Below are 13,522 nucleotides of genomic sequence, written 5' to 3' on the forward strand. Positions count from 1 at the left end.
TAAGAATTAGTAGGCAGAAACCTTGTATCCATCGTATTGAGTTAAGTGGTTACAGGTAATAACAAAAATGGACGATCCTTTTTAAATGATAAGGAATCGTCTTTTTTTATAACACTTTTTTTTGCACAAACTTTTAAAATGCCTTATTTAAAAAGAAAATGAAAATCAATTTATTCATACAGGTTTGCAAATCTTGATTTATCGATTGATGATCAACCATGGTAAATTTAATCTCGTTAAAAACGATAAAATTTCGTCAAAAAAGCATTATTTTATAGCTCTAATTTAGGTTTTTAGAGAGTTTGTATCGAATAGGTTGTTCCGATAAGAGCTATAACTGATTTTTTTCGAGGGAGTAAGAAAGGGTGACTGATAAAAACGTGAAATGAATCTTTAAAGTACAAGAGAAAGAATAGAGAAAAAGGAGTTACTTATGAATAACAAATTTAGTAAAAAAGTCACAGGTTTATTGTTGATTAGTCATTTAACTTTATCGGCGTTGCCAATAAATGCGATGGCGACAGAAAAAACTGATAATTCTTCAGGAGTGACACAAGAGAGAATAGAAGCTCCAAATTTATTATCAGATAGTGAAGCAACTCAAAGCACAGAAAATGACCATACAGCAACCAATGAGCAAGCAGTTCAGGAAACAGAGGGTTCTCCTACTGAAAGTGAAGAAGCTCAAACAGAAGTTTCTACTGAGAACTCTTCAGAAAATAATGAAGTCGCAGAAAATGATGAACAAGCGGATGCACCAAATGAAGAAACCTCAGAAAGTAATTCTAACGAATCATCAGAAGACGCTGCTGAAACCCGTTCAACAAGGGCAAGTGTCCAAGTAACATCTGATGCTGAATTACGGACAGCGTTAGCCAATGCGACGGTTACACAAATCAGCTTAGCCAATAACATCACGATGACTAGTAGTGTGACATGGACAGGGACGACCAAAACGATTGAAGGTAATGGTCATACGTTAACCTTCGGGAATAATGTTCGGTTGTATGGAAATACGGTAAATCAAGGATTAAGTATCAGAAATGTGAGAATCGTGGCTCATGCAACAAATACGATCTATCAAAATAGAACGTCCAGTGTTTCCTTCACAAACGTTACTCATGAAAATAGTCATGCAACGGGGCGCTTACTCTATTTAGCCGCTAGCAATTCTTCAGCTAATTTCTTTGGCGAAAACCGATTAAATGCAGGTTCCTTGATTTGGGCTACTTCGAATGTCCGAATGAATATCGGCAGTGGTGCTTCTGTAGTTGCAAATAACAATGGAACAGCTCGTGCGATTTATCTTGCAAGTGGTGGTCGAATTGATTTAGGTGAAGGCAGTTTATTAGACGTTACTCAAAACAATCCTTCAAATACAGCAAAAGCAGTCTTGATCGAAGGAAGTGCCTCAAGCGTAGTAGTTAATTCGAATGCAACGTTTAAGATCACAAGTGCGCCAAATACGCAAAAAACACAAGAAGCATTGGGGTTGCGAGGTGCTTTGACCGTATTATCTGGGGGAACACTGGATGTCGTGGGAAGAAGCACGTATTCAACGGTAAACGTTGGACAATCAAGCACTTTCCACGAAGGATCAAATGTTCGAATCCAAAACAATCATACGAATGGAACCGCAATTGGGTCCTATCCAGGAACAACGAACTACACGATCCACTCATCGACAGGAATGCAAACTTGGAGAAGATCAGCTGATTTTTCAGGAGAGCCCAGCTTTAATTATCCAGAGTTTAGACAAGGTTCTTTCTCACTAAATACTTATACGAACAAACAAGTTACTTCGCGAATTGAATCCAATGACTCAATCTTCAACGCAACATTCAATAGTTCTCAAATCGGAAAAATCGCTTTTGGTGACTTTGTGGATACCGCAACGATTCAACAAACGACCATTGACGACTTAACCACAAGCTCAACGCACATTACGGGGCGAGCTGAGCCAAATGCCGATTTAGCAGTCACTATTGAAGGACAAGGAAGTTTAACGGGACGCGTTGCAAGTGATGGAACTTATCAATTTGCGATTCCGAACGCACCATTAGCAGTTGGAACAAAAGTGACTGTTACCGCAACGTCCAATGGTATTCAATCGGTTGCAGAAACAGTTGTAGAGGATAGTGAAAAAGAAACGATTGCCGAAACAACGATTTCCGAGCTAAATACTGACTCCACAAGTGTGACGGGAACGGCTGAGCCGAATGCTGAGATTACGATCAAAGCCGGTGACACGATCATTGCGAATGGACGAGTGGGTAGTGATGGCATCTATGCATTGACGATTGAGAAACAACAAGCTGGTACGGTAGTTACCGCCCAAGCAACCTTAAATGGCATTTCATCAAATATTGCAGAAACCATGGTTGAGCGAGCAACGATCGCCGAAACAACATTGAATGAGGTGACAACCACATCCACTACCGTTAGCGGAACAGCTGAACCCGATGCACATGTGGAAATCACGATTGGTGATGAAACGAAAAATGCCACTGTTGACAGTGATGGCAATTTTGAAGTAGAGATTGATCAACAAGCAGCGGGAACAATTATTACTGCTCAAGCAAGCATCGATGGATTGCAATCAAATATTGCTTCAACGATCGTTGTCACTGATCCAGCAAACACTGAAGGCACGATTACACCAGCAAGCTACAATGTTTCTTCGGCCGATCAGTTCCTGAGAGGGTCGTATACCGGTGATGTTGTATCTGCCCGTGTGTATGTAAATGGATCATCCGTTCGTGGTGGGAATTTTGCTGATGGTTCGTTTGAATTCTTTATCGGCAATCGCATCCAATCCGTAGATGATGTCGTAGAAATCGAAGCCTTGGATCAATATGGCAAAGTACTTGATCGGACAACCGTTGAATTAACTAGAGATTTGGCTGGTTCGATCACACCGGATCAATACCGTGTTGGCGAAACAATGATTACAGGGACCTTTACGGGTGATGTCAATTTTGCACGTTTAGTGATCAATGGCACGCCTTCTAATGCATGGGGTGGTACCTTCAATGCCGATGGCACCTTCTCGTTTTATGTAGCGAATCTTGGAATCAAAGCGGGCGATAAAGTTGAGATCCAAGCGTTGAACCGCCAAATTAACGGTAACACGGAAGCCATCGAAGTGCTAGAAACCAAAGAAGTAACAGTGATTGATCAACTTCAAGGGACGATCACACCGGATCAATACAGTTACACCGATACCATGATTACGGGAACCTTTACGGGAGATATCAATTTTGCCAACTTAGTGATTGATGGACAGTCAGTAGGGAACTGGGGTGGCACATTCAATAAAGAAACTGGCCGCTTTGAATTCTTTGTTCACGCACAATTTAGAGAACAGATCAGAACGGCAACGAAAGTAGAATTGCAAACCTACCATCGTGAAACAGTCGATGGACAAACGATTGATCATAAGCTGGTGTTGCAGCCGATAGAAATCGTCAAAGCAGCAGGCACGATTCAACCAGCAGCCTTCAAAGTGACAGAGAGTGAAATTACTGGAACCTTTACAGGCGATGTGAATTTCGCCAACTTGATCGTTGATGGACGTTCAATTTCATGGGGAGGCACCTTTAACACCGCAAACCAGACGTTTACTTACTTTGTCAATCAAACGACCCGCGACTTGATTCGCGATGCGGAAACAGTTGAATTGGTTGCTTACCATCGGGAGGTTGTTAGTGGCCGTCCGGTAGACACCGAATTGGATCGTAGTGTAGTCACTATCGACAAAGAATTTGTTGGCACAATTACGCCAAACCCTTACACATTAGGTGATCGAATCGTTACGGGAACCTATACAGGAGATGACATCAACTTTGGTCGACTTGAAATTGATGGCATGATCCTGTGGGTGAGCGGTTTTGCGGATGGTACCTTTACCGCCTACTTGAACCAAGAACAAGCCAACAGTGTGACAAAAGACAGCCAGATGACGATCTATGCATTGCATCGCTTTGCTGACTTAAGTACACGAGAGATTGCACAAGCAACCGTTTCAATCACAGAATAAGAAACAGAAACTACGAGAGCCCCTTGTACCTTGCCTGTTGCAAGGGGCTCTTCATTGATAGAAAGAGAGAAAGCAAATGAACATGAAGAAAAAAATCGTTAGCCTCTTTAGCCTTGCCCTCATGGGGAGTTTTTTAGCGGCTTGCTCGACGGATGACCAAGCAAAGACGGATACTACCCAAGGCAGCGAACCAATCGAACAAATCACGGATCAAAGCAATGCCGAGCCGCAATCGATCATTGGTGGATTAAAGATCATCATCGACAAACAAGAAATCAATCAAAAGAAAACAGAAGATGGGGAACAAGTATTACATACATTTACCATCACAGCAGAAAATATGGGATCAGTTGCCGCTGGATTAGGTTCGATTGATTTTCTTTTAGAAACTGAAGAGGGAGAATTTCTTGAACTTGATCATACCATGGCGATGTTTGGCAATGAGATCGCTGTAGGTGAAACCATCACTGGACAAGTTTCCTTTGCTTTAGAAGAAGGACAAGTGGCGAAAAAACTGATTTATAAACCCGGTGAAGAACAATTAGCAGAATGGGATGTTAAGAGCGAATGAAGGTAAACGTTATTGGATTGGGGTATATCGGGCTACCCACAGCACTTACTTTTGCAAACCATGGGATTGAAGTCGTTGGGGTTGATGTGTCAGAAACAGTCGTTCAATCACTTCAAGCAGGTCAGGCACCAATCGAAGAACCCGACATTGATCGCTATCTAGCACAAGCTTTAGCGAAAAAGACATTCAAGGCACAGTTGGTACCAGAAAAAGCGGATGTCTTTATTATTGCCGTACCAACGCCAAATATCGCCGATCAATTTGGTAGTTGCGACTTGTCCTACGTGAAAGCGGCGATGGCTGCTATCTTACCCTATCTTGAAAAAGGCAACACAGTCATTGTTGAATCGACCATTCAACCCCGCACGATGGAAGACATCGTTGGACCCTTTTTTGAAAAAGCAGGTTATACCATTGGAGAAGATCTCTATTTGTTGCATTGCCCAGAGCGAGTTTTGCCAGGGAAAATCTTTGAAGAGCTGGTGATGAACAATCGAATCATTGGTGGCATGACGAGCGCTTGCACCCAACAAGGCAAACGCATTTATCAGTCCTTCGTCAAAGGAAACGTGCTGGAGACTTCTGCAAGTATCGCTGAGCTATCGAAATTGATGGAAAACACCTATCGCGACTTGAACATTGCACTAGCCAATGAATTGGTCCAAATTGGGGATCGCCTAAACATTGATGCACTCCAAGTGATTGAGTTAGCCAATCAGCATCCACGGGTCAATATCCATCAACCGGGACCTGGTGTCGGCGGTCATTGCTTAGCAGTCGATCCGTATTTTGTTGTCGCGGCAGCACCTGATGACGCGAAGTTAATTCAATTGGGGCGGATGATCAATACAGAGATGCCTGAATTCATTATAAAAAAAGTCGAAGAGATCTTAGCGATTCATGGTGGAAACAAAATCGCGGTCCTAGGGTTGGCGTATAAGGGCAACATTGACGATGCCAGAGAAAGTCCGGCTGTTGAGATCGCCAAAAGATTGAAACAAAAGAAAGCTCTGCAAGTCACTACCTATGATCCTTATGTCGCCACTTCTGATGTTGCACAAATTGAAGCAGCACTAACAGACAGTGATCTGGCATTGATCCTCTGTGACCATGATGCCTTTAAAGACATAGCGCCGGCAGCCATTCAAGCGATGAAACAAAAAATCGTTTTTGACACGAAAAATATTGTGACAGGTAAAACGAGGTTCGAGGCTGCCTATTCTCTTGGGTCATTACCAAGCGCCCAGTAAATGGTTTGATTGCTATTTCTGTTATTGAAAGGGAAAACCAATGAATAAAGAAATAAATATGAAAAAATTGAAGCAAGTCCTTCAGCAACGAATAGGCTGGATCCTCATGATCATTAGTATTCCCTTACTAGCGATGTTGCTTTATCTAACCCTGTTTGCTGAACCCATTTATCAAAAAAGTGCACAGTTGCTGATTAGTCAGTCAGAAACGATAGCTGGCAATCGTCTGGAAAACCAGACGATTCAGGCAGACCTTCAACTCGTCAGTACCTATAGCACCATCATCATGAGTCCTCGCATCTTAAATGAAGTCAGTGAGGCGCTAGAGGAAAGCTACGATGTGTCTGAATTGTCGGAGATTTTGAGTGTTACCAATGCCACCAACTCGCAGATCATCGAAATCAACGCTTACCATCAAAGTCCGAAGATCGCAGCCGAAATCGCCAATACGACCGCCAGCGTTTTTAGTGAAGAGATCCCTAAAATCATGAACATTGATAATGTCACGATCTTAGCAGAAGGAACCGTTTTGCCACAAGAAACGCCTGCTCGTCCAAACAAGTTTTTGTTGTACAGTTTGACCACTTTTTTAAGTCTTCTTTTCGCTTTTACGTATGTGTTCCTCCTGTTGGTTTTTGAGCGCAGTTTTGCTTCGAATACGGAAATCGAAGAGGTCTTAGGGGTAAAGGTCATCGGAGAGATAAGCAAAGAAAAACGAGTTGCTTCGTTTAAAACCATCCAGTCGAGAAGCTTTAGAGGAAGGAAGCGTGTGTGATGCGTAGCATGAAGGAAAATTATTCCATCATCAGCGAACAAGTCAAGTTGATTCGCGAAAATGTCGACTATTTATGCCAACAACAAGATGCTCAAACGATTTTGATTACTTCAGGAGAAAGCGGTACGGGAAAATCCACGGTCTCGGCAAATTTGGCGGTCGCCTATGCCCAAAAAGGGAACCGAACCTTATTGATCGATGCGGATCTGCGTAAACCCACCCAACATTATTTGTTTTCACAAGAAATGCACGTGGGCTTGTCCAACTATATCCGACGGGACATCTCGATCAAAAGCTGTGTCCAACAAGTGATTTTAGAAGATTGCGAATTTTCAATCATCACTAGTGGAGCCATTATGTCAAACCCTAATGATCTGCTCGCTTCTTCGAAAATGACCGCAGCCTTGCAAGAGGTCAAACAACTATACGATGTGGTCATTATTGATACGCCACCAGTCAATGTCGTTTCGGATGCCTTGATCCTAGCCAAGAAAGTCGACGGTGTACTTTTAGTCGTTCATGCGGATAAAACGAACAAACAATCCGCAAAAAATGCCGTCAAAAAGCTACGCCTAGTTAACGCAAACATCTTAGGTGTCGTGGCGAATGGCACGGACACGGGTGAAAATTACTATTATTAAGGAGGGGAACTTTGTGGAAAGACCCGCTTTAGACAAGCAGTCAAGGGTTCAAGCGACTAGCTATTTACGTTGGAAACGCACGATAGAAACTATCTTTAGCTTGGGCTTATTAGTCGTCCTTAGCCCGCTGTTACTGCTGATTTGTATAGGGATCAAATTTTCTAACTGGCAGGCACCGATTATTTTTAAGCAAGTTCGTGTTGGCAAAAATGAGGCCACGTTTGTGATGTACAAATTTCGAACGATGGTGCCTGATGCCGATCAATTATTAGGGCGATACCTTGATAAAAACGAAATTGAAGGGGCCATGTTCAAGCTGAAGAAAGATCCGCGAGTGACGCGCTTAGGCCGTTTTTTAAGAAAAACGAGTCTTGATGAACTGCCCCAATTGATCAATGTCTTGAAAGGGGAGATGGCACTGGTCGGCCCCCGTCCTCCTTTAGAAAGAGAAGTCGTCAGTTATTCAGAAAAAGACAAGCAACGATTGTGTGTCACACCCGGGTGCACAGGGTTGTGGCAAGTCAGTGGACGAAACGAATTGAGCTTTCAAGAGATGGTCGCATTGGATCTCTATTACATCAATAACCTGAGCTGGTTATTGGACTTGAAAATAATTATGAAAACGATTGGCGTTGTTTTCTTACCCAAAGGAGCATTCTAATGGAGCAACAAGTACGTGTATCACTTTTAGGCAGCAATCTCGATTCCTTAAACTTTCAGGAAACCATTACTAAGATCGAGGCAATGATCGAACAGGGGATGCCCGCACAGCATGTTTCAATTAACGCGGGAAAAATAAACTTGATGCGAAAAGATCCCTCGTTGCGATCGATCGTCAATCGGGCAGCTTTGATCACGGCTGATGGGCAGTCGATTGTCTGGGCAGCGAAATATTTAGGGTGCCCGGTACCAGAAAGGGTAACAGGCATCGATCTTTTTCGCGAGCTGGTCAAATTGGCAGCAGAAAAAGGCTGGCGTCCTTATTATTTAGGAGCAACTGCCGAAGTCGTAGAAGCCGTCGTCAAACATGACCAACAGCTCTATCCCGACCTGAACATAGCGGGTTTTCACCATGGCTATTTTTCCGAAGTCGAATCATTGGACGTGGCAAAAGAGATTGCACGGACGCAACCAGACTTGCTGTTTGTCGCTTTTTCTAGCCCGCAAAAAGAGATTTGGCTCGATACATTCAGCGAAGTGTTGCAAGTGCCATTTGCGATGGGCGTTGGCGGCAGCTTTGATATCGTCGCAGGCAAAACCAAACGAGCGCCTTTGTGGATGCAGCGGGCAGGTTTGGAATGGTTTTATCGCTTTGCGCAAGAGCCAGTCAGGATGTTTGATCGCTATATCATAGGAAATTTACGCTTTTTACAGTATGTGTGGGGAGAAAAAAGAAGAAACGCATGAAATCAAAACAGCAAAGCCATCACCGCTTCTTCCTGGGGATTGTGGCCATTTTTCCGATAATCGACGTCTTAAACGGCTTATTTCTAAGTCTGGGCATTCCTTTTCCCATTGGCGTGTTCTACCGTTTGCTGTTCTTTTTGTTCTTAGTGATTATGATCGTGACAGAAAAGATTCCCCATAGCTACTATACATATTTAACGTATGGGTTTATCGCTGTGACGCTTACGATTTTTCTGTTACAAGCACTTTTTCTAGGGTACAGCTGGCAGTGGGTGATCGAGGATCTATCGGTGTATATCAAATACCTCTTATGGGTACTGATTCCTTATTATGTCTATCAACGAAAAAACGACTTCTCCAAACTGCACTACGACAGCTTGTTTATTGTTATCAGTGTCTGCTTCACCTTGGGGCTACTGATTCCTTATTTTTTAGGGCTAGGCTACCAAACTTATGACAATTCTGATGCTGGGTATAAAGGCTATTTCTTTGCCAATAATGATACGAGCTTTGCCTTTATTGTTTCAATCACCTTTACAGTCCAGGCACTAATTGTTTCGATCAAAGAACAGACCCATAAGTTTTCACTGTTTTTGGCTAGTTTATTCGCTGGAAATTTCGTCTGTTTGGTCTTGGTCGGTACGAAAACCGGCGTGTTTTATGGTGTCGGTGTGTTGTTCTATCTTTTAATCCGATTGGTGCTAGGCATTGAACGTAAAGCATTTCTGCAACAATTGTTTATCTGGTTTATGAGTTTTATTACGATTGCTTGGCTGCTTATTCAAGGACTACCATTGCTGATCCAAGCCGTCGAAGGAACCTATCTTCGCATGGTGTATTTTTATCATCTTTTCGACGGGGACTTGATCCGGCTATTTTCTAGTTCAAGAAGTGATTTTTTGATTGGTGGGATGAACGCCTTCTTAAATGATGAGGCCCGACACTTTACCATGATCTTTGGCCAAGGCTTTGAATACCGTTTGGCACACTTTGGTCGTCTTGGCTTAATTGAAATGGACTTCTTCGACACCCTTTTCGGGCAAGGCCTACTGGGAATAGCGTTATTGCTGCTAATGCTCGCCTATTTTGTCTATTTGGCCTTTCAGCCACGAAAACGATCGGTTTATAGTTTTGCCTTGATCGTGGTGCTTTTTTATAGTTTTTTTGCCGGGCATGTTTTGTATTCGGCATTGTCTTCCACCTTTTTAGGATTGATTTGTGGAGGCATTATTTTAACAGAGAAAGAGTGAACAACTGATTGAAAAAATTACTTTTGAGGCTGGGCTTTTTCTCCCTCGGTTCGTTAGGTTCGGCGGTCTTAAACTTGGTGCTTTTGCCCGTAACGACCAGCTTTTTGACACCCGAAGAATATGGGAAGACCAGTATGTTTTTCCTTGCACAGACCTTTTTGATATACGTGATCTATCTCGGTTTCGACCAAGCCTTTACGAGGGAATACCATGACCACGAAAACAAACGCGAGTTATTGCAACAAGCGATGCTCGTCCCGTTGCTCGGTTCATTTTTCTTTCAGCTGATCCTAGTGGTTTTTGCGGCAGATTTTTCGCAGCTTTTATTTGAATCTCCACAGTACACCCGTGCGATTTATTTATTTGCTCTTTCGTCGGGACTGCTGATTTTTGAACGGTTTCTTTTGTTAACGGTTCGAATGCAAAACAAAGCGATCCAGTTCTCCGTTTACAGTATTTTGGTGAAATTCATGGTCTTGTTCATCACGTTGCTGTTTCTCTTTTTTGGTCCGCCGACGTTTATTACGGTGGTCTATGGCATGCTCTTCGGTCAGATTATCGGTGATTGTCTGTTGATTCTGGCAAACCTGGCGCTTTTTATGCCGCTCATTCGCCAAATCGATCGCAACCTGATCAAAAAGCTGAGTCGTTTTGGCTTGCCGACGGTGGTGGGAACGTTCCTCTATAGCCTGTTAATGATTATCGACAAAATGATGCTGCGCTATTTTGCTGATTTTGCCGCTTTGGGCATCTACACGGCTGCATTCAAAGTGGCAAGTGCCTTGATGATTCTACAAGTTAGTTTTGCCAATTTTTGGATTCCCACCTCCTATGAATGGTTCAAAAAAGGCAAACCATTGATTTATTACGAACGAGTCAGTCACTTTATCATGTTCGTCTTGTCGATTTTCTTTTTACTGATGGTCTTTTTCAAAGAAACGATCGTCATCTTATTGTCGCAAGACTACTTAGAGGCCCAGTACTTGTTTCCCTTGTTATGTTTTTATCCCTTGATGATGACGATCAGTGAAACGACCAATCTCGGGATCGTTTTTTATAAGAAAAGTCATTTGAATATTGCTGCCTCTTTGCTGGCGGTCTTAGCCGCATCCCTTGGTCATCTCCTACTCGTACCGACAATTGGCGCCACAGGAGCGGCTTGTGCTACGGCATTAGGGTACTTGGTCTTCTTTTTTGCCCGTACATATTTTTCGATGACCTATTGGCAGGGGTTCTCAGTCAAACGCCAAATCAGCCTTTCGATCATGCTGTATTGCTTTGCGCTGTTTACGGCATTCAATCGGACTCTTTGGCTGGAAAAGAGCCTCGTTTTGCTGCTGATGCTCTTCGTCGTTGTTCTTTATCGCAAGGAACTAAAGCAGGTAACTAGATTTGTACAAGAAAGGAAAATCAACAAAGCATGAATATCTTACTTATCGGTCCAGATCCAGCAGCAAAAGGGGGGATCGCAACGGTCATTCATAATTTCCAAAAAGCAAAAGCGCCAGAGGACGTGCGTTTCGTCGTCCATAAGACTTGGTCGGAAAAAGGAAAATATTGGACGCAGATCAAAGCGTTTCTTACGTTTCGTCGGCACATCAAAAAAGAAAGGTGCCAGATCCTTCATTTCCACGTTGCGCAAAAGGGCAGTTTCTATCGCAAGAGTTTGCTGTTGTTGCTAGCACCAAAACATTGCAAGACGATTTTTCATATGCATGCTTCGCAATTTGACCAGTTTTATCAAAACAGTCCTTCGTGGGCAAAGTGGTGGGTCCGTTTTACCTTAGCTCGGGTGGATCAGCTCGTAGTGCTAAGTAGTAGCTGGTCAGCATTTTACCAAACGATTACCGATACCTCAATCGAGGTCTTGCCAAATGCCGTAGCGGTGCCGGAGGAATCCTTTTATGACCCCACCGCAAAATGGATCATCACTCTTGGCAGGATCGGGCAAAGAAAAGGCAGCTTTGATCTGTTGGCAGTTGCAAAAGCAATGGCTGTTTCCTTTCCCGAGATTCGCTTTATGTTATTTGGCGATCAAGAAAATCAACAGGTTGCCCAACAGCTCCAAGAAGAGGCTCTCACCAATGTGTTCTTAAATGAGTGGGTAGCAACCGATGCGTTACCAGCTGTTTTTCGTAAGGCAGCCATCCATTTTCTCCCTTCTTATCACGAAGGCTTGCCGATGGCGATCTTAGAAACCATGGCGGCAGGTATCCCCAATGTAACGACGAAGGTTGGGGGAATCCCAGAGTTGATCCAATCGGGTGAAAACGGCTACCTAGTAGCTGCCGGTGATATTCAAGCAATGATCGAGACGTTGAGCGGTCTGTTAGCTAACGAGGAAGAACGAATCAAAAGCAGCCAACAAGCCAGAGCAACGATTGAGCAACAGTATGCCTTAACGTCGTATATGAAGCGCTGGCAGAAGATTTACAAAAAGCAACTTGATTAATGCTCAAATTGCTGAAAAAAAGGAGAAGTACGATGCAAAAAATAAAGGTATTATCTATTTTTGGTACACGACCAGAAGCCATCAAGATGGCACCGGTCATAAAAAAACTAGCAAATGATCCACGCTTTCTATCAAAGATCGTCGTGACAGGGCAGCATCGAGAAATGCTTGAGCAAACATTAGCGGCGTTTGAGCTGACCCCTGATTACGACTTGGCTATCATGCGAGAAAATCAAACCTTGTCTAGTATCACCAGTCGTATTTTAGAAGGACTCGAAGGTATTTTTCAATCAGAAGAACCAGACGTAGTGTTGGTCCATGGCGATACGACGACGGCAGTGGCAGCTGCGCTGGCCGCTTTTTATCAGCAGATCTTGATTGGTCATGTGGAGGCTGGGCTACGAACAGGTAACAAGAATGATCCGTTTCCAGAAGAAATGAATCGCCGGTTGATTGATCAACTAGCAGATTTTCTCTTTGCCCCTACAGATCAAAGCCAGGCAAATCTGCTAAAAGAAAATCATCCACAAGACCGCATCGTCGTTACTGGCAATACGTCTATTGATGCTTTGTACCACACCTTGGCACAAAAAAAAGACCGAAAACCAATCAGTGAGAAAAAAATCCTTTTAGTTACGATGCACCGGCGAGAAAATATTGGGCAACCCATGGAACAAGTGTTTCGTGCACTAAAACGCATCGCTATTGCTTATCCCGCACTGACGATGGTCTTTCCGATGCATAAAAACCCTCGTGTCCGTACACTAGCCAAGCGCTATTTAGAAGGGCAGCAAAATATTGAGCTGATCGAACCATTGGATGCCCCTGCATTCTATCAGTTACTGGCAGGCAGCTACCTTGTTTTGACCGATTCAGGAGGGATTCAAGAAGAAGCACCCTCCTTGGGGATTCCTGTCTTGATCGTACGTGAAACGACGGAACGCCCAGAAGGAGTGGCAGCAGGGACTTTGAAACTTATTGGTACCCATGAGGAGCATGTGTATTCAGAAATCGTTCATTTATTGTCTGATGAGGCAGCATACAAACAGATGGCGCAAGCCAAAAATCCCTATGGAGATGGACAAGCCAGTGAGCGAATCGTGGCTGAATTAAAAAGTTATTTCGAGTAGAGGAAGG

11 protein-coding genes are annotated in these 13,522 nt (G+C 43.4%); all 11 read left to right on the plus strand.

Annotation, left to right across the window (positions count from 1 at the left end; genetic code table 11):
* The first annotated feature begins 433 nt into the window (after positions 1-433).
* The 11 genes from IGJ74_RS02945 to wecB all read left to right on the plus strand — a co-directional run bounded on the left by IGJ74_RS02945 (position 434) and on the right by wecB (position 13,515).
* The gene (locus tag IGJ74_RS02945) at positions 434-4,039 is read left to right on the plus strand and encodes an immunoglobulin-like domain-containing protein (protein WP_086372619.1); all 3,606 of its coding nucleotides are present in this window, start codon (positions 434-436) and stop codon (positions 4,037-4,039) included.
* Positions 4,040-4,115: 76 nt separating this feature from the next.
* Positions 4,116-4,610 carry a hypothetical protein gene (locus tag IGJ74_RS02950; protein WP_008377972.1) on the plus strand — a complete coding sequence of 165 codons (495 nt, stop codon included), beginning with the start codon at positions 4,116-4,118 and terminating at the stop codon, positions 4,608-4,610.
* The gene (locus IGJ74_RS02955) at positions 4,607-5,860 is read left to right on the plus strand and encodes a nucleotide sugar dehydrogenase (RefSeq protein WP_087664711.1); all 1,254 of its coding nucleotides are present in this window, start codon (positions 4,607-4,609) and stop codon (positions 5,858-5,860) included. The genes IGJ74_RS02950 and IGJ74_RS02955 overlap by 4 nt, the downstream gene beginning before the upstream one ends.
* Positions 5,861-5,900: 40 nt before the next feature.
* Positions 5,901-6,635, plus strand: coding sequence for a YveK family protein (locus IGJ74_RS02960; protein WP_086316894.1), 735 nt, complete (start codon positions 5,901-5,903; stop codon positions 6,633-6,635).
* Positions 6,635-7,276 carry a CpsD/CapB family tyrosine-protein kinase gene (locus IGJ74_RS02965; RefSeq protein ID WP_218193222.1) on the plus strand — a complete coding sequence of 214 codons (642 nt, stop codon included), beginning with the start codon at positions 6,635-6,637 and terminating at the stop codon, positions 7,274-7,276. Before IGJ74_RS02960 ends, IGJ74_RS02965 begins: the two co-directional genes overlap by 1 nt.
* Before the next feature lie 13 nt (positions 7,277-7,289).
* On the plus strand, positions 7,290-7,937 hold the full coding sequence (locus tag IGJ74_RS02970) for a sugar transferase (RefSeq protein ID WP_008377982.1): 648 nt from the start codon (positions 7,290-7,292) through the stop codon (positions 7,935-7,937).
* The gene (locus IGJ74_RS02975; RefSeq protein WP_008377984.1) at positions 7,937-8,683 is read left to right on the plus strand and encodes a WecB/TagA/CpsF family glycosyltransferase; all 747 of its coding nucleotides are present in this window, start codon (positions 7,937-7,939) and stop codon (positions 8,681-8,683) included. Before IGJ74_RS02970 ends, IGJ74_RS02975 begins: the two co-directional genes overlap by 1 nt.
* Positions 8,680-9,933, plus strand: coding sequence for an O-antigen ligase family protein (locus IGJ74_RS02980; protein ID WP_008377986.1), 1,254 nt, complete (start codon positions 8,680-8,682; stop codon positions 9,931-9,933). Before IGJ74_RS02975 ends, IGJ74_RS02980 begins: the two co-directional genes overlap by 4 nt.
* Before the next feature lie 8 nt (positions 9,934-9,941).
* Positions 9,942-11,357, plus strand: coding sequence for a lipopolysaccharide biosynthesis protein (locus IGJ74_RS02985; RefSeq protein ID WP_061053766.1), 1,416 nt, complete (start codon positions 9,942-9,944; stop codon positions 11,355-11,357).
* Positions 11,354-12,385: a glycosyltransferase family 4 protein gene (locus tag IGJ74_RS02990; protein ID WP_016619486.1), complete on the plus strand. Its 1,032-nt coding sequence runs from the start codon at positions 11,354-11,356 to the stop codon at positions 12,383-12,385. The genes IGJ74_RS02985 and IGJ74_RS02990 overlap by 4 nt, the downstream gene beginning before the upstream one ends.
* A gap of 32 nt (positions 12,386-12,417) precedes the next feature.
* Positions 12,418-13,515: a non-hydrolyzing UDP-N-acetylglucosamine 2-epimerase gene (wecB, locus tag IGJ74_RS02995; RefSeq protein ID WP_061053768.1), complete on the plus strand. Its 1,098-nt coding sequence runs from the start codon at positions 12,418-12,420 to the stop codon at positions 13,513-13,515.
* Positions 13,516-13,522: the final 7 nt, after the last annotated feature.

The organism is Enterococcus sp. AZ009 (assembly GCF_050548785.1).
GTDB classification, from domain to species: domain Bacteria; phylum Bacillota; class Bacilli; order Lactobacillales; family Enterococcaceae; genus Enterococcus_D; species Enterococcus_D entomosocium.

Coding starts and splice junctions, on each gene's coding strand:
- IGJ74_RS02945 (WP_086372619.1), top strand. CDS start 434: ATGAATAACAAATTTAGTAAAAAAGTCACAGGTTTATTGTTGATTAGT.
- IGJ74_RS02950 (WP_008377972.1), top strand. CDS start 4,116: ATGAACATGAAGAAAAAAATCGTTAGCCTCTTTAGCCTTGCCCTCATG.
- IGJ74_RS02955 (WP_087664711.1), top strand. CDS start 4,607: ATGAAGGTAAACGTTATTGGATTGGGGTATATCGGGCTACCCACAGCA.
- IGJ74_RS02960 (WP_086316894.1), top strand. CDS start 5,901: ATGAATAAAGAAATAAATATGAAAAAATTGAAGCAAGTCCTTCAGCAA.
- IGJ74_RS02965 (WP_218193222.1), top strand. CDS start 6,635: ATGCGTAGCATGAAGGAAAATTATTCCATCATCAGCGAACAAGTCAAG.
- IGJ74_RS02975 (WP_008377984.1), top strand. CDS start 7,937: ATGGAGCAACAAGTACGTGTATCACTTTTAGGCAGCAATCTCGATTCC.
- IGJ74_RS02980 (WP_008377986.1), top strand. CDS start 8,680: ATGAAATCAAAACAGCAAAGCCATCACCGCTTCTTCCTGGGGATTGTG.
- IGJ74_RS02990 (WP_016619486.1), top strand. CDS start 11,354: ATGAATATCTTACTTATCGGTCCAGATCCAGCAGCAAAAGGGGGGATC.
- wecB (WP_061053768.1), top strand. CDS start 12,418: ATGCAAAAAATAAAGGTATTATCTATTTTTGGTACACGACCAGAAGCC.